Source organism: Sorangium sp. So ce296 (assembly GCF_051529605.1).
GTDB lineage: Bacteria > Myxococcota_A > Polyangia > Polyangiales > Polyangiaceae > Sorangium > Sorangium cellulosum_D.
Genome location: NZ_CP150325.1, coordinates 3,210,178 through 3,230,788, shown reverse-complemented (window position 1 = coordinate 3,230,788; position 20,611 = coordinate 3,210,178). Strand labels below are relative to the sequence as shown.

At 72.4% G+C, this 20,611-nt stretch carries 14 protein-coding genes; 4 read left to right on the top strand and 10 right to left on the bottom strand.

Annotated elements, in window-relative coordinates:
* Positions 1 to 149: 149 nt before the first annotated feature.
* From WME98_RS12185 to WME98_RS12165, 5 genes are all read right to left on the bottom strand, one after another.
* Positions 150 to 2,168, bottom strand: a complete 2,019-nt coding sequence (locus WME98_RS12185) for a bifunctional metallophosphatase/5'-nucleotidase (RefSeq protein WP_437951484.1) — start codon at positions 2,166 to 2,168, stop codon at positions 150 to 152.
* Between the two features lie 91 nt (positions 2,169 to 2,259).
* Positions 2,260 to 3,543 carry a diaminopimelate decarboxylase gene (locus WME98_RS12180; RefSeq protein WP_437951483.1) on the bottom strand — a complete coding sequence of 428 codons (1,284 nt, stop codon included), beginning with the start codon at positions 3,541 to 3,543 and terminating at the stop codon, positions 2,260 to 2,262.
* Between the two features lie 327 nt (positions 3,544 to 3,870).
* Positions 3,871 to 4,806, bottom strand: coding sequence for a protocatechuate 3,4-dioxygenase (locus WME98_RS12175; protein WP_437951482.1), 936 nt, complete (start codon positions 4,804 to 4,806; stop codon positions 3,871 to 3,873).
* 330 nt (positions 4,807 to 5,136) lie between these two features.
* Positions 5,137 to 6,231: a hypothetical protein gene (locus WME98_RS12170; protein WP_437951481.1), complete on the bottom strand. Its 1,095-nt coding sequence runs from the start codon at positions 6,229 to 6,231 to the stop codon at positions 5,137 to 5,139.
* 140 nt (positions 6,232 to 6,371) lie between these two features.
* Positions 6,372 to 6,962 (bottom strand): glucuronyl esterase domain-containing protein, encoded by a 591-nt coding sequence (locus tag WME98_RS12165; RefSeq protein WP_437951480.1) that lies wholly within the window; start codon positions 6,960 to 6,962, stop codon positions 6,372 to 6,374.
* 776 nt (positions 6,963 to 7,738) lie between these two features.
* Here WME98_RS12165 and WME98_RS12160 point away from each other — a divergent pair.
* Entirely contained in the window at positions 7,739 to 8,146 is a 408-nt protein-coding gene (locus WME98_RS12160) for a response regulator (RefSeq protein ID WP_061627803.1), read from the top strand.
* 65 nt (positions 8,147 to 8,211) lie between these two features.
* Positions 8,212 to 9,105, top strand: coding sequence for a dienelactone hydrolase family protein (locus tag WME98_RS12155; protein ID WP_020740100.1), 894 nt, complete (start codon positions 8,212 to 8,214; stop codon positions 9,103 to 9,105).
* Positions 9,106 to 9,132: 27 nt separating this feature from the next.
* Here the strand turns inward: WME98_RS12155 and WME98_RS12150 are convergent, their stop codons facing one another.
* From WME98_RS12150 to WME98_RS12140, 3 genes are all read right to left on the bottom strand, one after another.
* The gene (locus tag WME98_RS12150) at positions 9,133 to 10,011 is read right to left on the bottom strand and encodes a Uma2 family endonuclease (protein ID WP_437951479.1); all 879 of its coding nucleotides are present in this window, start codon (positions 10,009 to 10,011) and stop codon (positions 9,133 to 9,135) included.
* Positions 10,012 to 10,137: 126 nt separating this feature from the next.
* A complete protein-coding gene (locus tag WME98_RS12145) occupies positions 10,138 to 11,409 on the bottom strand; it encodes a hypothetical protein (RefSeq protein WP_437951478.1) in 1,272 nt (423 codons plus the stop codon).
* Entirely contained in the window at positions 11,406 to 15,695 is a 4,290-nt protein-coding gene (locus tag WME98_RS12140) for a VIT domain-containing protein (RefSeq protein ID WP_437951477.1), read from the bottom strand. The genes WME98_RS12145 and WME98_RS12140 overlap by 4 nt, the downstream gene beginning before the upstream one ends.
* Positions 15,696 to 16,339: 644 nt before the next feature.
* Here WME98_RS12140 and WME98_RS12135 point away from each other — a divergent pair.
* Together WME98_RS12135 and WME98_RS12130 are read left to right on the top strand one after the other, a co-directional pair.
* Positions 16,340 to 17,044, top strand: coding sequence for a thermonuclease family protein (locus tag WME98_RS12135; protein WP_437951476.1), 705 nt, complete (start codon positions 16,340 to 16,342; stop codon positions 17,042 to 17,044).
* Positions 17,045 to 17,643: 599 nt separating this feature from the next.
* The gene (locus tag WME98_RS12130; RefSeq protein ID WP_061626931.1) at positions 17,644 to 18,984 is read left to right on the top strand and encodes a hypothetical protein; all 1,341 of its coding nucleotides are present in this window, start codon (positions 17,644 to 17,646) and stop codon (positions 18,982 to 18,984) included.
* Here the strand turns inward: WME98_RS12130 and WME98_RS12125 are convergent.
* A complete protein-coding gene (locus WME98_RS12125) occupies positions 18,981 to 19,349 on the bottom strand; it encodes a hypothetical protein (RefSeq protein WP_437951475.1) in 369 nt (122 codons plus the stop codon). The genes WME98_RS12130 and WME98_RS12125 overlap by 4 nt on opposite strands.
* Positions 19,350 to 19,378: 29 nt before the next feature.
* Complete coding sequence (locus WME98_RS12120; protein WP_437951474.1) at positions 19,379 to 20,530, bottom strand: zinc-dependent alcohol dehydrogenase; 1,152 nt, start codon at positions 20,528 to 20,530, stop codon at positions 19,379 to 19,381.
* Positions 20,531 to 20,611 lie beyond the last annotated feature (81 nt).

Here is a 20,611-nt window from a genome sequence, read left to right as displayed (position 1 = left end):
CACAGAGGCGCAGAGGGCACAGAGGAGAGAGGAAATGTCTAATCCTCTCTTCCTCTGTGCCCTCTTGCTCGTCTGTGGCTCGATCCTCTCTTTTCTTCCCGTGTCTCGCCGCTGGCGAACGACCCGTTCTTCGGCGGCGAGGCTCCCGCTCAGGGCACGATCGTGATCCGGTCGAGCGCGGGCGGCGCGACGGGCGAGCGCGCCGCGAAGTAGTCTCGCAGGGCGTCCAGATCGAGGGCGCCGCCGAGGCGATCGGCGCCGTCGTTGAGCACGGTGAATCCGTCGCCGCCGGTGGCCAGGAAGCTGTTCACCGTCACGCGGTAGGTCCGCGCCGCCTCGATCGGGACGCCGCCGATCCGGATCGAGGCGATGTCGACCTTCGCGCCGATGGGCGCGCTCTGGCTGTACGTGTACGTGAAGCCGTCCGACACCTGCAGGATCAGGTTCCGCGGCGTGCCGGCCGAGTCCACCCGGAACTGCTGTTCCAGCAGCTGGTCGATCTGCTCGCCCGTGAGGGTCATCACGACCAGGCTGTTGCCGAAGGGCTGCACGGTGAAGATTTCACCGAACGTGACCACCCCGTCCGTGGGCTCGGTCGGCGAGGCGGCGTAGGTCACGTCGGCGCGGACGCCGCCCGGGTTCATCAGCGCGACCTCGGCCCCGCCTTTGCTCGCCTCGCGCGTGGCAGCCAGCTGGGCGTCGGCGATGACCGCGCCCATCGCGAACAGCCCCGCGCCCGCGGCCGGGACCGCGCGGTCGAGCGTCGCCGTGATCGTGCCGACCTGCACGTTGGCGAGCGGCGCCGAGAGATCCTTGTAGCGCGTCACCAGGTCCGCCACGGCCGCGTCGGGCGTGTCGTGCGTCACGACGACGTTGTTCGCCGTCTTGGCGGTCACCTCGCCCGTGGTCCTGCTGATCTCCAGATCGATGTCCGTCACCAGCCGCCCGAACGACGCCGCGCTCGTCACGATCTTGTCGCCGAGGAGGCAGTTGTACGCCTGGTGCGTGTGCCCGGTGACGAGCACATCCACGGCGGGGTCGACGTTCGTGGCGATCTCGATGATGGGGCCGGAGATGTCGGGGCACTCGTTGAAGTGGCCTGTCGGGAGCCCTCCCTCGTGGAGCACCACCACGATCGCCTCGATGCCCTGCGCCTGGAGCTCAGGGACGATGTCGTTCACCGTGTCGACCTCGTCCATGAACGAGAGCCCCGCGACGCCGACCGGCGTCACGATCGACGGGGTGCCCTCGAGCGTCATGCCGATGAAGGCGATCTTCACGCCGTCGAACTCGCGGACGTCGTAGCGCGGGAAGAGCGTCCTGCCCGTCGTCGTGTCCACGACGACGTTGGCGGCGAGGAACTTGAAGCTCGCGCCGGCGAAGAACGTGCCGTCGGTGCAGCCGTCGACCGGGCTGCACCCGCCGTACTGCATCCGGAGGAGCTCCGCGGTGCCTTTGTCGAACTCGTGGTTGCCGACGCCGTTGATGTCGAGTCCGAGGAGGTTCATGGCCTCGATGGTGGGCTCGTCGTGGAACAGCGCCGACACGAGCGGGCTCGCGCCGATGAGATCGCCGGCCGAGACCACCACGGTGTTCGGGTTGGTGGCGCGGAGCGCGGCGATGCGCGAGGCGAAGTAGGCGGCGCCGCCCGCGTTCACCTGCGTTGTATCGGGCAAGGTGATCCTGCCGCTGCTGCCCGGGGGGTGCTCCAGGTTGCCGTGGAAGTCGTTGAAGGCGAGGATCTGCACGCTCACGGTGTCGCCGTCGCTGGTGCCGCCTGCGCCGCCGGTGCCGCCGCCCTGTCCGCCGGTGCCGCCGCCCTGCCCGCCGGTGCCGCCGCCCTGTCCGCCGGTGCCGCCGCCCTGTCCGCCGGTGCCGCCGCCCTGTCCGCCGGTGCCGCCGCCAGCGCCGCCCTGTCCGCCGGTGCCGCCGCCCTGCCCGCCGGTGCCGGTGGCGCCCCCGGTCCCTGAACCACCGCCGCCCGAGCCGGTACCCGTGGCGCTGCCGGTGCTGCCGGTGCTGCCGGACGCATCGCCGGGGCCGTTCGGCTCGTCGTCGCCGCACCCCGCGCCGGCGAGCGGGGGCACGCACAGCAGGGCGCCAAGCAGCGTGACCCGCCACGCCCGCGCGCATCTCCCCAGGACTCCGGAAGCACCGCTCGCTCTCATCTCCGCTCCTCCACTCCGCCGCGCTCGCCGCACCAGGCTCTCACATGCTGGGTTCGCGTGGAAACAGCCGTGTGAACGCACCGCAGCGTGCTCATGGCTGGCCGCGGCCGCGGCTCCAGAACGCGACGACGTCCTCCGGCCGCTCGCGCTCGCGCAGGACCCGGATCTCGTCGCCGTCGACGCCGAGCACCGCCGGAATGCCGCGGCTGCAGTGGCGAGACCACATGCTCAGCGTGTACGCGCCCGTGTCGCCGATGAGCACGAGATCCCCGGGCGACAGGTCCGGCAGCGGGAGGTCGCGGGCCAGCACGTCGCCGCCGAAGCACAGCGGGCCGCCGAGGGTGCACGCCGAAAGCGGCCCCTCCTTCGCCGCGGCGTCGGGGTCGAGCGCCACGAAGTCGTGGTGCCAGTCGTCCGGGTGATAGGCGCGGCGCAGCAAGAAATCGGCCCCGAGGTGCAGGATCGCGGTGCGCCCGGCCGAGTCCGTCTTCACGTACTCCACGCGCGAGACGGCGAAGCCGCAGCCTGCCTGGACCCAGCGCCCGAACTCGGTGATCAGCGTGGTCCCGCCCTCGAAGAGCGTCGGCACCTCGCGGCGCAGCGCGGCCGCGTAGTCCTCCAGCGCCGGCGGGCGGTCCGTGCTCCGGTAGGCGACCGGCAGCCCGCCGCCGATATCCATGACGGAGGCGGCGCCCGACCCCCGCGCGCGCCGGATCTCCTGGCGCAGCGCCTCGACGCGGCGGATCCCGTCGATCAGCTGCGCCTGCGCGCACCCCTGCGAGCCGACGTGCACGTGCAGCCCGGCGAGCCACGGGTACCGCGCGAAGGCGGCGCGCACGGCGTCGGCCTGCTCCAGGGGGACCCCGAACCTCGAGCGCCGGTCCGCCACGCTGGTGATGGCGATGCTGGACGCCCCGACCTGCGGGTTGATGCGCAGCCCGATGCGGCCGGCCGCCGCCTCGGGCCGGACGAGCGCGTCGATGCGCTCCAGCTCGTCGAGGTTGTCGGCGTTGAGCCGCACGCCCAGGCGGAGGGCCTCCGCGATCTCGGCGCGCGTCTTGGCGGGGGAGTCGTAGACGATGCGCCCGGGCGGGCAGCCGGCGGCCAGCGAGAGCCTCACCTCCTCGAGCGAGGCCGCCTCGAGCCCCGCGCCGCAGTCGACCGCCGCGCGCAGGACCTCCACGAGCGGGTTCGCCTTGATCGCCACCGCGTGGAGGGCGCCCGGCGGGAACGCCGCGCCGATCCGCCCGATCCGCGCCCGCATGCGCCCGAGGTCGTGGAACAGGACCGCAGGCTCCACCTCCATCCCGCGGCGCCGCGCCTCGCGGAACGCGCGCGCCATGCTCGCTGGCTCCAGCCGATCCGTGTCGCTCATGGCACCTCTCTACCGCAGTCTGCCAGCCGGGAGAGCGATTGTCCGCCCCGCGCGTGCGGAGGACAGGAGGGTTGCCTTATTTCCAGGATGTCACGAGACGCTCGGCACACAGGGCCCGGGCGCCTCGGTGGTGGCCCAATTTGCCGCGGAGTGATTCCCATGAAGGCGGGAAGGCAGGAAGATCATTGCTCTTTTCTTCCCGCCTTCCCGCCTTCATGTTCAAATCCGGCCACCACCAGCGCCTTCCGGGGGAGACCCAGGGAGAGCCCGAGTCGGCCTTGGGGGCGGCGGCGCACCGCCCCGGGCACCGCCGGGAGCCCCGTGCGCTCAGGCGCGGTCGACGACGATGTTGAGAATGCCGGTGACCAGGCCGGGGGTGTACCGCATCCTCGGCATGACCGGGCTGTCTCCCGGCGGGTCGAGGCTGGACGCCGGGATGTTCGTCGACCGCCCCGCGTACGCCGGCTCGGCCTGAGCCACCTGCCGGCTGAGCTCGGCGTCGAAGTAGAGCTGCGTGGTGATCAGCCGGGTCGTCTGGCCGTTGATGCGAGCGACCAGGTGAACGTGGATGGGGCGCGCCCCATCCCACCCGGGCCAGATCGACGTGAAGCCCACGATCCCGTTGCGGTCGGTGAGCTGGACGCCGCGGCAGAAGCGGTCCAGGTGCTCCGGCGCGCGCTCGAAGGCTCCCGTGTACGGCGTGGAAGGATCCTGGCTGTTGGGGCCGCTGTAACGGCCGTCCGCGTCGCAGTGCCAGATGTACACCTCGGCGTCGGGGATCGGCTCGCTGTCATTCCGGCCGTCGAGCAGGCGGAGATAGAGCCGGAACTCGCAGCCGCGGTGACCGTCGCGGAGATCGCTGCGGAACAGGTTGATGTCGTTCGGGATCTCGCTGTCGTCGATGAAGAACGGCGCCTCGATGTCGGTGGCGGTCAGGTCGCATCTCGCGCCGTTCGCGAAGATCGAAGGATCGATCGCGTCGGCGCCCCCCGCGCCCACGCCGCCGCTGCCCGCGCCGCCGCCTCCGGTGCCCGCGCTGCTCGTGCTCGCGCCTCCGGTGCCCGCGCTGCTCGTGCTCGTGCTGCTCGTGCTCGCGCGGCCCGTGCCGGCGCCTCCGCGGCCGGCGCCTCCGCGGCCGAAGCCCGCGTCGTTGGACCCCTCGTCGCCCCACGACACGATCACGGGCGAGGTGCCGGCGAGCGCCCCGAGCTTCATGAGGACCTGCCACCGGTCGACGACCTCGCCAGGCCGATCACGAGTCACGGCATTCTTTTTGTGACGCATAAGTTAGTCTCCTTGGGTAAGTCGGTGACCTGCTTGGGAGCGCTGGTGGGAATCGGGCCGGCGCCTCCGCGGGTGGTGCGGAGGCGAGGGGGATGTCGGCGCTTGCCGCTCGCGTGGCCGATTCAGAGGGCGCGGGGGCGCCTCCCGCCGTTGTTCCCCGACGAGGGGCTCTCTCTCGGTCCCACGAAGACACGTTGCTCGTCTGGAGAGATTTTATGGAAGGCTTGCAGCGCACGCGCCACATCGGGCGAGGGCGCCCAGGCGCGGGGTCATCGGTCCTGTTCTCGTCGAGAACAGCCGTGCCGCGCTCTACGTCGGAGTCACGGCGATCTGCATCTGGGCGACCACGATGTCCCCTTCCATCCACGCCTTGGCGCGAAGGCCGCTGTTGCCCGCCTCGTCGGCCTTGATGGCGCCTGCGTACGCCGTCGCCAGATTGCCCGTGGTGCGCGCCTTGTACGGCTCGTACTGGGTATGAACGGAGTCGGTGAAGGCGGGATCGAAGTAGAACTGCGTCGTGAAAATGTGATCTCCACCCTGGTAATTGACGCGGCCCCTCGACATCGAGCCCTTCTTGAAGCAGACGAAGTGGATGTGGACATCGCGGCCGTTGTACCAGCCGGGGAAGATGCTTCGGAACGAGACGACACCGTTTGCGTCCGTCGTCTGCACGCCGCGACAGAAGCGTTCCGTGGTGTCGAGGTTGTTCTGATTCGGCCTGCCCGCGTACGGCGAGTCGGGTTTCTGCTCGTTGGCAGAGCCCCTGGCCCCGAAGCCGCTGTAGAACCCCTGGCCGTCCGTGTGCCAGATGTAGACGTCCACGTCCGGCACGCCCACGCCCTTGCCATCGCAGTCGGGCTTGCTCAGGTCGAGCACGCGCAGGTGGAGATGCATCTCCACGCCGGGCGCTGCGCTCTCGTTGTAGCGACCACGAATGTCCTGTCGGATCAGGGAGATGTCGTCGTTCTTCTCGAGCTCGTGAATGAAGAAGGGGCCCTGACCGGCGCCGTCCGTCTTGTTCTGCGCCCTGCACATCGGCACATCGTCGAACGGCGGCGGTATGAGGCTGTCGCCGCCGTCGCCGCCGCCCATGCCTCCCACGCCCGCGCCCTCGCCGCCCGCGCCTTCGCCGCCCGCGCCCCCGGTGCCCACGCTCGTGCTCGCGCTGGTGGTGCTCGCGCCGGTGGTGCTCGCGCTGGTGGTGCTCGCGCCGCTCCCGCCGGTGCCCCCGGAGCCGCCGGCGCCGCCGCCGCCTCCGGTCTCCGAGCCGGTCGACCCCTCGTCCCCGCACGCGCCGAGCACGGGCACGGTGATGGCGAACGCGCCGAGCTTGATGAGCACCTGCCGCCGGTCGACGACCCCGCCGAGCAGATCACGAGCCGCGGGTTCTTTTTTCTCGCTCATACAGAAGTCTCCTTGACCTAAGTTATGTCCTGACCGTCGATCGCTCTCGATGAGCTGGCGCGACGCGCAGAGGAGCACGGTCCCCAATGCGCTGGACCGCCATTGGGAATACCGTTGCGCTATTTTGTTGTCAATTAGAACTATTTCTTTTTGAGCGACGCGAGAGTTGAATTTGCACCGGTGCTGAGGTCGATTCGAATCGAGGGTCGACCGGCAGGATCGGGCCGAGCGCCCGAGGGCGTTCTGCTCGGCCTGTCGAGCGCTGTCCGGTCCTTGCCGGCCGGGACGGCGCGTGTCTCGTCTATGGCGCCGACCAGGAGAGGGTCGGCGGGCTGGCGCTCTCGTCCCATTGTTCCGTCGTCACGTCCTTTCCGAGCAGGAATCTCTCCTCCGAGCAGGAATCTCTCCGCGAAGCCGAGGATCGCGTTCGCCTCTCGGGTGGTCATCACACCATGACTGTGGTCGTCCGCGACCCAGCCGATGTGATCCTCGATGCCAAGAGCCTCGAAGACCTCTCTTGCGGCCCAGACCGCCTGGTAGGGGCCGCCATTTCTGTTGTTGTTCCAGCCGTCGGACTTCCCCTCCTGCACGATGATCGGGCGGGGCGCGACGAGGGCCACGATCGAGTGAGCGTCGAATGGGAGGGTCGTGGTCTTGCCGCTGAACGTGGCCCCGAAGCCGTCGCCGAACCACTGCGGGGCCTCGCCGTTGATCTGGCTGAGCGTCTGCACGTTGGATTTGCCCTCGGCCGCTCGCCAGCTGCCGACGCCGCCGGCGCCCGACCTCGCCGTTCAGCGTCCCTGTGACGTTCTCGGGGGACGGCGGGTAGAGGCCGTATTGGAAATGCTGAATAAGCTGGCTGAGCTCCGCGCGACGGCATCGCCAGTCCGCTGCGGTGGTCATTCGTGTGCCATCGAGGAACGTGAACGGGTCCGGGTGCTCCGCGATGGGGGGCAGGGAGGAGACCTCGGGAACGACCGGATCGGTGCAGGAAGGCTCGGTGCCGCCGGCGCTGGCGGATGCCGCGGTCGTCCCGCCGCCGCTGCCTGCGGCGGCCGAGGGGCCGCCGGAGCTCGCGGAGGCGTCGGCGCCGCCCGCCTCGCCGAGGCCGCCGCCAGCGTCGTCTGCCCCGCCAGCGTCTTCGCCGCCGCAGCCCGCGAGGAGCAGCACGGCAGCCGTGGCGAAGAAGTTCAATACGCTGGTGCGCACCCGATTCTCCCGTGTGACTTAGACGAATTCCCGGAGGGGGCCGCTGTGATCACGCGGGCGCTCGAGGAGAAGCCGGATAGGCCACCTCCTGTTCGGGTCATGATGATGCGTTGCGTTATGATGCGGAGCGACCCGGACCGACGGGCCCGCGAGGCGGGTGGGAGGCCGGGGGAAGGGCGGGATGACGGCTGCCAGCGGGCGCACCCGGACGCCCTGGTGTCGGAAACGTGACGACCGCTTTTGCTTTTGCTGTTTCTGTTGTACCTAGGCGCCCCGAGAGCCCCCGCAGAGGCCCCGTATGATCCGCATCCTTCTCATCGACGACTCCGCCGCGATGCGGGCGCACATGAGGGCCGCGCTCGAGCGGGCGCCCGAGCTCGGGCAGGCGGCGGAGGTCGCGGAGACGGCGAGCGGGTTCGAGGCCCTCCGGCTGATGCACCGCGGCGCGTACGACGCCGTGATCATCGACATCAACCTGCCGGACATCGATGGGCTGGAGCTCATCCGGTTCATCCGGCAGAGCCGGCACCACCGCGACGTCGCCCTCGTCGTCGTCTCCGCCCTGTCGTCGGCGCGCGAGCGCGAGCGCGCCTTCCGCCTCGGCGCCCACGCGTTCGTCGCCAAGCCGTTCTCTCCGGACACCCTCGCGGCCGCCGTCCGGCGGGGCGTCGCGTCGAGCCAGCTGCGCCTGCGCGTCGCCACGTAGCCGGGCGCGGCCTCCCCGCGCCGAGGCTTCCGGCGCGCCTCCCCGAGCTGGTAGGGTGCGCGGCCATGACGCTCCGCCCCATCTTCCGCCGCCTTGCCGCGCCGCTCGCGCTGCTCGCGGCGGCCGCCTGCTCTGCCTCGTCTCCCCCGCCTCCCGCCGAGCCGCCGCCCGGCGCCGCCGCCCCGGCGCCCGCGCCGTCCGGCGCCGCGGACAGCCCGACCGGGCTGCTCTCGGAGGAGGACTTCAAGGCGCTCCACCAGCTCCGGTCGGACAAGGCCCCGCCCGCGCGCGGGCAGACGGTCGACGTGGCCGGGACGAAGGCGTACCTGAGCCTGCCGAAGGACGCGAAGCCGCCGATCCCGGGCCTCGTGGTCATCCACGAGTGGTGGGGCCTCAACGAGCACATCAAGCACTGGACCGACCGCCTCGCGGAGGACGGGTACGCCGCCCTCGCCGTGGACATGTACGGCGGCAAGGTCGCGACCACGCCCGACGACGCGATGGCGGCGATGAAGGCCGTCGACGAGGCGAAGGGCCTCGAGGTCGTGCGCGCCGCGCACCGCTTCCTGTCGACCGACGCGCGCATCTCGGCGCCGCGCACCGGCTCGATCGGGTGGTGCTTCGGCGGCGCCTGGTCGCTCAAGCTCGCCCTGAACGAGCCGGAGCTCGACGCCGCCGTCATCTACTACGGCCGGCTCGTCACCGACCCCGCGCAGCTCAAGGCGATCAAGGCGCCGGTGCTCGGCGTCTTCGGCAACCAGGACAAGGGCATCCCGCCCGAGGTCGTCAACGAGTTCGACAAGGCGCTCCACGACGCGGGCGTCGAGCACCAGGTGCTCCGCTACGACGCCGACCACGCCTTCGCGAACCCCTCGGGAGAGCGGTACGACACGAAGGCCGCGGCGGACGCCTGGGAGAAGGTGCGGCAGTTCCTGGCCGCGAAGCTGAAGGGCGGCTAGCCCTCCGAGGGCGCGGCGGCAGCGCGCTCAGCGACCCTTCAGCCGCTCGATCTCCGCGCGCGCCTGATCGAGCTGCCGCTCCGCCTCCTCGCGCAGGCGCTGTTCCTCCTCGCGTAGGCGCTGCTCATCCTCGCGCAGGCGCCGCTCTCGGTCGAGCTCGGCCGCGAGCTCCTCGGCCAGGCGTTGCGCTTCTTCCTGGCGAGCGATGACCTGATCGAGCATGCCGCCGAGGCGCACGATCATCTCGTCGGCATCCTCGAGGGGGGCATTGCCCGCAAAGAAGCGGAGACGGGAGCCGTCGAGCAGCAGATCGAGGCCGAGCACCTCGGAGACGAACCGGCCAGCCTGGGGCACGATCCGCTGGTACACGCGCGGACGCGAAGGGTCGCCCTCCTGGGCCGCCGGCAGCCTGTAGGCGTGCAGGCGCAGGCGGGAGCGATCGAAGAGGAAGTACTCGCGGACGCCGAGCCGGGCGTAGCGCTCGACGTTGTCCTCATGATCCTTGGCACGATTGCCGGCCACGTGGACCTCGAGCACGAAGTCGAGGCCCTTGCCCTCCACATCGACGACCCACTTCATGCGCTCGTGGGGCTCCACGTCGAGGACGGCGAGCACGTCGGGCGCGAAGCGCGGCTCGCCGGGGTAGAAGACGGCGAGCTCGGACGAGAGGTAGATCTTGCGGCCGATCCGGCGGAAGAAGCCGTCGAGGGCGTCCAGCGCGTCGCGCTTGGCCTTGCGGTGCGCGTCCCCTTCGGGCGGCATGAGATCGAGCGGGACGTCGGCGGGGAGCATGTCCACGACGCGGGCGCGCTCGGCCGGGGTCATGCGCGACCACTGCTCGCTCGTCGGTGCGCGCGGATCTGCTGCATCGAAGACGTAGCTGGTGGTGGGGAGCGCCTGAGCCATGAGCGAAGTCTACCCGACGCAACAGCCCTCCGCGAGGCTCCCGGAGCCGTTTCCGCCGCGAGAAAAGCGCATTACGTGCGGGCGTCCTCCGTCATTCGATTCCAGGAGCGGCCGCCCGTCATTCCGTCATCGGAGCTCGCGCAGCGCCGCGATGAGCTCCGACAGCGACGTCGCGTCGCTCCGATCGAGCGCCAGCGAGCCCTCGGCGAGCGCCTCGGCGAGCGCGCGCGAGCCCCCGGCCTCCGGCGCGGCGGCGGCCACGGCCGACTCGGCGCGCGCGATCTCCGTCACGAGCGCGCCGAGCGCCGCCGGATCGATCGCCGCGGCCCTCGCTGCCGCGGAGAGCGCGCCCGCGGCGCTCTCGACCTGCTCCACCGACGCGCGCGCCGAGGCGTGGAGCTCCGACAGGCGCAGCCGCTCGAGCAGCGCCCCGTACGCGGACTCCATCGCGGCGAGCTCGCCGAGCGCGACGGACGCCGGGCCCTCCGCCGCGCCCGCGCCGGCCCCGCCGCGCGCGTCGCCCGCCGCGCGCCGCTCCGCGATCGACGCGACCTCGACGCGCGCCGCCCGCACCTCGCCCAGGAACGCCTCGATCGACGCCGCCGCCTGCGCGATCGCGCCCGCGCCCAGGGTCGCGAGCGCCTGCATGGCCTCGCGCGGCCGCCGCCGCAGGAGCCGGCGGAGCGGCGCGTTGCAGGCGATCCGCAGCGCCGCGGCCTCCGCGGCGGCGAGCACCCGCTGGCCCATCGACACCCTCGTCGCGGCCTCGTCGCACGCCCGCGCGAGGTCCTCGGCGAGCGCGCTCGCCTCCTTCGCCTGCGGCCCGTCCTCGGCGCCGCGCTCCTCCCCGTCGCCGCCCGCGCCGCGCGCCGCGTCGCGCCTCGCCTCGAGCGCGGCGCGCGCGTCCCCCAGCGCCCCGACGGCGGCGCGCAGCCGCTCCACGGCGGCGTCGGCCGCCGCCGTCTCGGCGGCGAGGTCGTCGCCCTCGACGTAGGCGCGCTGGCTCGCCGCGAGCAGCCGGCGCCGCGCGTCGCCCGCCCGCAGCGCCGCGGCGCTCCGCCGGGCCCGCGCCGCCCCGAGCGCCGCCGCGCCGGCCGCGCCGAACGTCCACGCGCACGCCGCGGTCGCCCCGAGCGCCGCCGCCGCGGCGATCCCCACCGCGGCCGTCGGCAGGGCCGCGCCCGCGCCGGAGCCCACGCGCAGCCCGATCATCGCGGCCACCAGCGCGCAGGCCGCCACGCCCGTGCCGATCGCGCGCGCCCCGCGCCGCGGGGGCGCGGCCGCGAGCGCGGTCACGCCGATGTAGGCCGCCGACCCGAGCGCCACGACCAGCAGGACGAGCGACAGCGGCGAGGTCAGCGTGACGAGCAGCCAGCCGAGCAGCGAGACGTCGATCATGGCAGCGCGCCGCTCGCCAGCGCCACCTCCCGATCCCGCGCGCCGACCGACCCCGGCGCGCTCGCGACCCGGAACGACGCCCCGTCCCACACGATCGTCGTCACCACGAAGCGCACGTCCCTGCCCGGCGGATCGCTGCGGAGCCGCACGCGCCACTCGAGGCGCGCGAGCTCGGACGCGGGCAGCTGCACCGCCGCGAGCCCGACCGCCGGCGCGAAGAGGCCGTCGCCGAGCGCCGCGTCCACCTGGCCGTCGCGGGCCGCGAGCGCGAGCTCCGCCGCGTAGTCCTCCCAGAGCACGACGCGCAGCGCCCCCGGGCCGCTGAAGAGCTGCAGCTCCTTCAGCTTGCGGGCGAGGCTCTCGGCCTCGGCGCCCGCCGCGGGGGCCGCGACGCCGTCGCCTGCGAGCAGCCGGCCGATGCGCGCCGCCGACAGGAGCCGCGCCCACGCGCGCGGATCGTCGGGCCCCGGCGTGCCCTCCGCGGCGGCGACCTTGCGCTGGATGCGGAGCGCCTCGTCGACGCGCCCGCTCCCCGCGGCCGCCGCGGCGAGCCGCAGCCAGCCCCGGGGCTCGGCCGGCGCGAGGTCCGTGAGGGTCGTGTACTGGCGGTACGCGGCCGCGTACCAGCCGTGCCGGAGGTAGACGTCGCCGAGCAGCTCGCGCGACGCGGGGCTCGTCGGATCGAACTCGACGACCTCCGAGTAGGTGCGCAGCGCGTCCGACGCGAAGCCGCTCGCGGCGAGCACGTCGCCGAGCTCCAGCGCCAGCGCCGGGCTCATGAAGCCGCGGTCGCGCAGCCTCCGCCCGTAGGCGAGCGCCTCGTCCTTCCGGCCCGCCTCGGCGAGCAGGCGCACCCGCCGGATCTCTCCCTCCGGATCGTCCGGCCGCTCGGTGAGCGCCTGCCGCAGCAGCGCGAGCCGGTCCTCGACCGCCGGCAGCGCGGCGAGCCGCTCGTCGAGGAGCGCCCAGCTCGCCTTCGGATCGACGCCGCCGAAGAGCGTGCGCCGCACCGCCGCGGAGATGGCGAGATCCACGCTCCGCCGGAGGAGCGCGTGCGCGATGAACCGCTGCGCCTCGGGCTCGCCGGCGAAGCGCGCGAGCAGCGCCTCGGCGCCGCCCTCGGTCGACACCTTCGCCTGGAGGAGCGAGAGCAGCGCGGCCCTCGAGCGCCAGTCCGGCAGCTCGCAGGTCGAGAGCGCGCCCTCGTAGCGCGCGATGAGCTGCTCGGCCGTCGTGGCGCGGGCGAGGCGCTTCGACCAGACGACGATGCGCTCGGCGAGCGGCCGCCGCGCGGTGTCGCTGCACGGCGCCATCGCGACCGGCGGGGGCTTGAGCGTCCCGATCGGACGTGGCCTCGGCGCGATCGCCGGCGCCGGCCTGGCCGCGGCGCCCAGCGGCGCGGCGCCCGCGGCCGGGGCGACCGGCCCGCCGCCGCCGCGCGGCGGGGCGCTCGACTTGTTCGCGCCGGCCATGCCGAACGCCGCGTGCTCGCTGTCCGCCTGGGGCCCCGCGGACGAGGGCCGCGCGCGGATGGAGGTCGTGCGTCTCGCCGTGGCGTCCTGCTCCAGGGGCTCGGGCGGCAGCGCCGCCTCCTCCGCGTGCGCCGCGGTCGCCGGGGGCGGGGCCGGCAGCGCAGCCGCCGGCGAGGCGAGGTCCGCCCTCGGGGCTTCATCCCGCGCCGCGTTCTCTGCCATCGCCGGCGCCGGCGCCATCATCGGCGCCGCCGCCGCCTTCTGCGCGTAGCCGCCCTCCTTCCCCGCGCTCTCGTCGTAGCTCGGTTCGCTCTTCGCGCACCCGAAGGCGACCCCGGCGGCGGCCGGCGCGAGCAGCGCCGCGAGCTCGCGCTCCCGCTCGGGCGTGAGCGCCGTCAGCCGCTCGCCCCGGAGCGGCGAGCGCCGCCGCTGGATGCCCTGGTTCAGGTACGCCTGCTCGCTCTCCAGCGCCAGCGTGCTCGTGAACGGCGTGATCAGCCCGTAATCGAGCCCGAGCTCGACCACCTTGCCCCGGTGCGCCTCGATGTCGTCGCCGTCCGCGAGCAGCCGCCGCATCTTCTCGGCCGCCCAGAAGCGCGGCACCAGCGCCGCCCCGACGCCCCGGTCGATCTCGATCGGGTGCTCGCGGGCGTACTCCTTGCCGGCGAGCCGCCCCTTCACGACCGCCTTCGCGGGCAGCGCGTGGTGCGTGCGCGCGAGCAGCACGACCTCCTCGCCGCGCGACACCTTGCCGCTCGCGGTGAGCATCGGCTCGTCGAGCCCGGCGCCGAGATCGATCGAGAGGTCGGTGATGGTCGGCGTCTTGATCGCGCCGGCGAGGCGCAGCACCTCGGACGTCGAGCCCTCGACCTCGTCGATCCGGAACGCCTGTCCGCCCCCGGCGCGCGCGAGCTCGCGGAGCAGCGCGTGGTTCGCGTTCTCGCCGACGCCGACGGTGAAGAAGCGCGCGCGCGAGTCCGTGAGCGAGCGGCGCAGCCGATCGGCGAGGCGCGCGCCCGTCACCTCGCCGCTCGTCGCGAGCCCGTCGCCGATGTAGATGACGGCCGGCTGCTCCTTGCCGTGCACGCGCCCGAGCGCCGACTCGAACAGCGCGCCGAGGTCGGTCGCGCCCCCGGTCGCGTGCTCGGCCAGCCGCGTGAGCGCCGCGGAGATCTCCTTGTCCGACGCCTCGGCCAGCCCGTCCTTCGGGTGCAGGACCGCGGGGGCCGAGTCGAGCGCGAGCAGCGCGAACCGGTCCGACGGCGACATCGTCCGCAGGATCGCCTCGGCCGCGGCCGCCTTCTGCTGCCGCGCCGTCTCGTCGGCCGACGCCGACGTGTCCACCACGACGACCAGGTCGGCGGGGAGCTCCTTGAGCTCGGCCCAGTCCACGTCGGGCACGTACCGCGCCATCACGTAGTCGGCGCGGTCCTCGCCCGCGGCGAAGCGCGACACGCGCAGCGGCGCCGGCTTCGCCTTGACGGCGGCCTCGAGCTGGAAGTCCGCGCGCGGCTCGTACCCGCTCCGCCGCATGCTCACCCGTCGCCCGCCGTCCTCGATCACCGCGTCGGCGAGGGTCGCGATCTGCATGCCCTGGCCGGCCTGGCCGAGGTCGACCGACAGGGAGAACTCGCCGATCTGGACCGGCTCGCTCGAGCGCATCGGGTACACGTAGGTGAGCTTCCCGGCCGGCGCGCCGAGCATCTCCACGTAGCGCAGCACCACGCGCCGCGAGCCGCTCGCGGGCACCGGGAAGATGCGGGCGCGGTAGCTGCGCCCGTCGACCCACTCGAGCAGCGCCGGCTCGTGGCCGCTCTGCACCGCGGCCTGGTACCGCTGGGCCGCCTCCTTCCGCTCGATGACCTCCCCCTCGACGAGCACGCCGTTCGTCTCGACCGCGAACGAGCTCACGAGCGCGCGCTCGGGCACGGTGAACCAGTACCAGCCCTCGACCTGTCGCCCGCCCGGGTTCGAGAAGGTCTGGTCCACCTCGGTCTCGGCGATGCCGTCGCGCACGACGGCGCGCACGGCCTGCCGGCTGATCTCGAGCGTGCGCGCCTGCGCCCCGGGGGCGCCCTGCAGATCGACGCCGTAGATCCGGCCGGAGCCGCTGCCCTCGCCCGCGAGGGGCCGGTGGTCGCCCATGCCGCCGGTCCAGTCCTCCCAGTAGGCGAGCGGCGCGACCTTGGGCGCGGCGCCGCCGGCGACGGTGGCCTGTTCGCCGGCGTGCACCTCGACGCGCCCGCCGGGGGCGGTGACCACGGCGAGCCCGCGGGCCACGTACACGCTCACGGCGTCGCCGGCGCGCTTCATCGACAGGCCGGCGTCGGACGCCGTGACCCGGACCTCCCCGAGCGCGTGCGAGAGCTCGCCGCGCCCCTCGGGCGGGGCGTCGAGCCACACCTCGCCCTGGGCGATCGAGAGCCCCTCGGCGCCGAGCGCCACCTCCGAGTCCGCGCGGAGGAACACCGCGGAGCCGTCGGCGAGCCGCACGAGGGCCCGCGCGCCCTTTCCGGTCGCGAGCTCGGCCCCGACCGGGAGGGGGACGCCGGACACCACCGTGGACTTCCGGTCGTCCTGCTCCAGCGTGACCTCACCCGAGGAGAGCTCGAGCCGGGCGCCGATGGCGCTGGCCCTCACGGGCGCCTTCTCCTGGGTCAGGACGAGCGCGGTCACGCTCGCGGCGAGCACGAGCGCGCCGGCCGCGAGCCGGAAGCGCAGGCCGCGCCTCTTTCGTGCCAGCTCGATGCTCGCCTCTGGCGCGCCATGTTCTGCCGGCGTTGCGGCCGGCTCCCTGTGTTCATGCGACGACATCCGAGACCTCCTCGCCGCGGTGGCCCTCGCCCCCGGAGCCAAGCGCGGGGCCGCGTGCAGACGTCCCATGCCCCGCCGCGATCTACCGAAGCGATCGCGCCGGTCATCGTAACGGGAAAGCGCGCACGAAGCGTAGCCCCATCCCGGAGCGGGGGCGCGCGGCGCTCGCGGGGCGGAGGCCTGCTGCGTGGACGGGGGGAGCGGCCAGAGGCACCTGCAGAAGGAGGTCGTGGTCAAATTTGAACATGAAGGCGGGAAGGCGAGAAGAAAACATGAATGATCTTCCCGCCTTCATGTGGACTCTCCCCTGGGCAAAGTTGACCACTACTCAGAAGGACAGGAGAAGAGAATTTAACGCCAAGGCGCCAAGGCGCAAAGGCGCAAGAGAGAGAAGAAGAGAGGCGAGAATATTTTTTTTTTGTCTTTTTGCGCCTTTGCGCCTTGGCGTTGACTCTCTCTCTGCTCTCCTCCCGCCGCTCGGCGCTTCAGGTCGCCTCCTGCCCCTCGGATCAGGGCCGACGAGCTCTTTCAGCCGGCCCCGACCCGGTCCATACCATGATGGAACAGGCCGCCTGGGCCGGGCGCACGTCCGAGCGAACGCCGAACGTTGGTTTCTGGGAATCCATCCATCCTAGGAGGGGGCGATGACAGGACTGCTTCCGGGAATCCGGAGGTTCATCGGCTACGTGTCTCTTGTCTCCCGGCGGCGGCTGCGCAGGGCGCCCGATTTGCCGGGCGCGACCTTCCGCGCGGCGGTGGTCAGGACGGTCGATGGGGACACGCTCCACGTACGCGACGAGCGGGGCGTGGACCATCCGATCCGCATGCTCTCGATCGATACGCCGGAGACGCACTTCCTCGGCGCCTCCCAGGGCCATTGGGCCGAGGCGGCGGCCGCGCGGCTCGCCGAGCTGCTCCCCGAAGGCGCCGAGGTCGAGATCCAGACCGATGAACAGCCGTGCGACGCATACGGCCGCGTGCTCGCCTATGTGCTGTCCGGCGGCCGGATCATCAACCGGCAGCTCCTTGAGGAGGGCCTGGCGGTGACGTACACCGTCGCCCCGAACCTGCGCCACGCGCAGGACTTCTCGGAGGCCGCGCGGCGCAGCTTCACCGAGCGGCGCGGCATGTTCAGCGATCCCGACCTCCTCCTCCCGTACGAGTTCCGGTGGAGCATGAGAGGTCAGTCGAGCGCGAAGCTCGTCGGCAGCCTGTCCCGAGGCGAGGTGTTCGACCTGTCGGAGCGCGAGCGCGTGCCGTGCTGGGATCGGGTGTTCTTCTTCGACGCTCGGGACGTCCGAGCGCCCTTTGTCCGCATCGCGACCGACGGGCGCGCGCGCGGCGGTTGATCGGGACGTCCTCCACGCGCGACCTGCCCCTCTGTCCAGGTCGTCTCAACGTCAGCGAGCCACCATGCCACGCCATGTGGCAAAATGTCTCGTCCTGCGAGGCTCCTGCGCGCGACGACCCGCGCTCCTGAACCCGGGGGCGCGGCGGTCTCCGGCGGCTCGGCGGAGGGGCGGCTCCCGATCCGCACGAGGAAGCAGACGTCTCCCTCACCCGACGCCGCGCTCCGCGCCCGGTCGGGAGCCGCGCGCATGGCGGACGCGGCCTTGGCACAGGAGTCGCCTGCGGGCGGAATTGCTCATGCGCCTGGCCTGCGAGCCCGGCGAGTCGCCCTCTCGTGTGAGCCGGACGGGAGCTCGGCGCGTCCGAGAGCGGGGCGCCCGGTCGGTCGTCCCCTGTCGATGTATTCCTTCGAAGGAGCGCTTCTATGCCTGTGAAGAGAATGGATATCTCGTGCCTGGTCGCGTGCACCGCGGCGCTCTCGCTCGGCCTCGTGAACTGCGGCTCGGCGCCGGGCGCGCGGCCCGAAGACCCGACCGGCCCGCGGGACGCGCCCCCCGCGACGGCCGGGACGATCGCGCCCGCGGGCCCGCGGGCGCCCATGAACGCGAACCCTCCGCCCGGCCCCGAGACGCCGCGCACGAGCTACCTGCCGGTGGAGGACAAGGAGCCGTTCGCGGCCATGGTCGCCCGCATGAAGGCCGACAAGCCCGCGGTGGAGAAGCGCCATCAGGCCCTGCTCGATGAGCGGTACGACCTCTCGAACCGCGCCGCGCAGGGGGTCACCATGTCGCGCGGAAAGCCCGTCCAGGCCGGCGTGCGCGTGAAGCTCCCGAAGGGGACGACGTGGGAAGCGCTGGCCGCGCTCTCGCCCGACGCCATCCGGGAGCAGGGGCTCTGGCCGCGGGGCTTCCTGCCGCTGCCGCACGCGAACCACCCGGAAGGCGGCATGGTCTTCCCGAAGTTCCACATCGACGAGCTGAAGCGCCAGACGGGGCGCGACCTCACGCGCTTCGATCTCGACTTCGACCTGCCGGATCACCTCATCTCCGAGTTCCCGGCGCCCATCTACCTCACCACCCGGCCCGACCTCGGCGACGTCTCCAAGGGGCAGCTCGTCACGATCGACAACTTCTACGAGCTCTTCAACGGCATCCTGACGCCGAAGCAGCTCGAGGGGCTCCGGCTCCTCGTCACGCCGTTCCCGCAGATGCAGTTCAACGCGACCGCGGACCGGCGCTCGGAGAAGGCGAGCCTCGGCGTCGCCTGCTTCGATTGCCACGCGAACGGCCACACGAACAACGCATTCCACCTCGTGGGCGACACGAGGCCGCAGGAGTTCCGGCACCGGGTCGACACCCCCACCTTGCGCGGCGTGAACATCCAGCGCCTCTTCGGCTCGCAGCGCGCGCTCAAGACCGTCGAGGACTTCACCGAGTTCGAGCAGCGGGCGGCGTACTTCGACGGCGATATCGTCATCGCCGTCAAGAAGGGGATCAACATCCTGGACCGCGGGCACCAGGTCCACGCGATGGCCGAGTTCCAGGAGATCCTCGACTTCCCCCCGGCGCCGAAGCTCGGCGTGGACGGCCGCCTCGACCCCGCCAAGGCCACGCCCGAGGAGCTGCGCGGCGAGCAGGTCTTCCACGGCAAGGGCCGGTGCGGGACGTGCCACGTGGCGCCGTACTACACCGACAACCTGATGCACAACCTGCGGGCGGAGCGCTTCTTCAAGCCCGAGCTCATCAACGGCCGGATGGCCACCGCCGACGGCCCCATCAAGACGTTCCCGCTGCGCGGCATCAAGGACAGCCCGCCGTATCTGCACGACGGGCGCCTGCTCACGCTGGAGGACACCGTGGAGTTCTTCAACCTCGTCCTCGGCACGAAGCTGACGGCCCAGGAGAAGGCCGACCTCACGGCGTTCCTGCGGGTCCTCTAGCCCGTCCTGGCGGCCCGTCTCCTGCGCTTGACCAGGAGCGGGAGGCTCTCGAGGACGTCGACCCGATCCGCGATCATCAGCAAGAGCCAGTGCGAGACCTTGTGATCCGGGACCTCGTAGGCCAGGCGGCGCAGCGCGCCGCTGGCGCCTCTCGGCGGCAAGGCCGCGCTGAACACCGGCGTCGGCCGGGCGAGCCCCGGGTGCCTGAGCACCCGGCCCTCGACCGGCTGCCGCTCGGGCTCTATCCAGTGTGCCCACGAGAGCAGGTGCGGCGGCGCCTCCCTCGGGACTCCGGGCCTGTCCTCCGGGCACAGATCGACTCCCCAGTACGGCAGCTCCCTCGGCCGCATGAGCTCGGCTTCCATGGTCGCCTCCTCCTCCCCGGTGACAGCGCTCATTTCGCGCCCGACGGGATGAGCACGCATTTGATGATCCCGTCGGTCCTCGCCGCGAACAGGCGGTACATCTCCGCGGCCGCCTCCAGCGGGACGCGGTGGGTGATGAGCGCCCGCGGGTCGATGTTCCCCTTGCGGATGTGCTGGGCCAAGCGAGGCATGTAGCGCTTCACGTCGCACTGCCCGGACTTGATCGTCAGGCCCTTGTTCACGACCGCGCCCACGTCGACGAGGTTCCACGGCGGCCCGTAGACGCCGACGATGGAGACCCTCCCGCCGCGGCGGACCGACTGGATCGCCCAGTTGAGGGCGACGGGCGAGCCGGCCTGGAGCATGAGCGTCTTGCCCAGCAGGCCGTGCAGCGTCGAGCCGCTCGCCTCGAGGCCGACCGCCTCGATGCAGACATCCGGCCCGCGGCCGTCGGTCATGTCCCGGAGGACGGACACGACATCGGGGACCTTGGTGAAATCGAGCGTCTCTGCCTGGTTGTACCGGCGCGCGAACTCGAGGCGGTAATCGATCGCGTCGACGGCGATGACCCGCCGGGCGCCGAGGAGCCAGGCGCACCGCTGGGCCACGAGGCCGACGGGCCCGCAGCCGAAGACGGCCACCGTGTCGGCGGGGGTGATGTCGCCCATCTCCGCGGCCTGGTACCCCGTGGGGATGATGTCCGAGAGGAAGAGCGCGTCCTCGTCCGAGAGGTCGTCGGGGATCTTCATGGGGCCGACGTCGGCGAACGGGACGCGAACGCGCTCGGCCTGGCCGCCCTGGTAGCCGCCGGTCGTGTGCGAATAACCGAAGATCCCGCCCGCGATCGTGGTGAGCGGGTTCGTGTTCTCGCACGCGGAGGTGCGCTCTCGCTGGCAGAAGAAGCAGGTCCCGCAGGCGATGTTGAACGGCACCACGACGCGGTCGCCGCGCTGGAGGGTCTGCACGGAGGGCCCGACCTCCTCCACGACGCCGGTGAACTCATGGCCGAAGATGGTGCCGACGCGCGTGTCGGCGATGTAGCCGTGATAGAGATGCAGATCAGAGCCGCAGATCGCGGCGCGGCTCACGCGGAGGACCACGTCGTTCGGATGTTGAATCCGAGGCTCCGGGTTTTCCTCGACGCGGACGCATCTCGGCCCATGGTATGTGACCGCCAGCATTCGCAGCACCTCCCGCCTGCTCGATGGGCGAAGCAAGGAGCGAACCCGGCGCGCGCGCTCGCGAGTGCAACCGGCGTAGAC

Coding starts and splice junctions, on each gene's coding strand:
- WME98_RS12140 (WP_437951477.1), bottom strand. CDS start 15,695: ATGTCGTCGCATGAACACAGGGAGCCGGCCGCAACGCCGGCAGAACAT.
- WME98_RS12125 (WP_437951475.1), bottom strand. CDS start 19,349: ATGGAAGCCGAGCTCATGCGGCCGAGGGAGCTGCCGTACTGGGGAGTC.
- WME98_RS12135 (WP_437951476.1), top strand. CDS start 16,340: ATGACAGGACTGCTTCCGGGAATCCGGAGGTTCATCGGCTACGTGTCT.
- WME98_RS12130 (WP_061626931.1), top strand. CDS start 17,644: ATGAACGCGAACCCTCCGCCCGGCCCCGAGACGCCGCGCACGAGCTAC.
- WME98_RS12155 (WP_020740100.1), top strand. CDS start 8,212: ATGACGCTCCGCCCCATCTTCCGCCGCCTTGCCGCGCCGCTCGCGCTG.
- WME98_RS12185 (WP_437951484.1), bottom strand. CDS start 2,168: ATGAGAGCGAGCGGTGCTTCCGGAGTCCTGGGGAGATGCGCGCGGGCG.
- WME98_RS12180 (WP_437951483.1), bottom strand. CDS start 3,543: ATGAGCGACACGGATCGGCTGGAGCCAGCGAGCATGGCGCGCGCGTTC.
- WME98_RS12160 (WP_061627803.1), top strand. CDS start 7,739: ATGATCCGCATCCTTCTCATCGACGACTCCGCCGCGATGCGGGCGCAC.
- WME98_RS12145 (WP_437951478.1), bottom strand. CDS start 11,409: ATGATCGACGTCTCGCTGCTCGGCTGGCTGCTCGTCACGCTGACCTCG.
- WME98_RS12170 (WP_437951481.1), bottom strand. CDS start 6,231: ATGAGCGAGAAAAAAGAACCCGCGGCTCGTGATCTGCTCGGCGGGGTC.
- WME98_RS12120 (WP_437951474.1), bottom strand. CDS start 20,530: ATGCTGGCGGTCACATACCATGGGCCGAGATGCGTCCGCGTCGAGGAA.
- WME98_RS12150 (WP_437951479.1), bottom strand. CDS start 10,011: ATGGCTCAGGCGCTCCCCACCACCAGCTACGTCTTCGATGCAGCAGAT.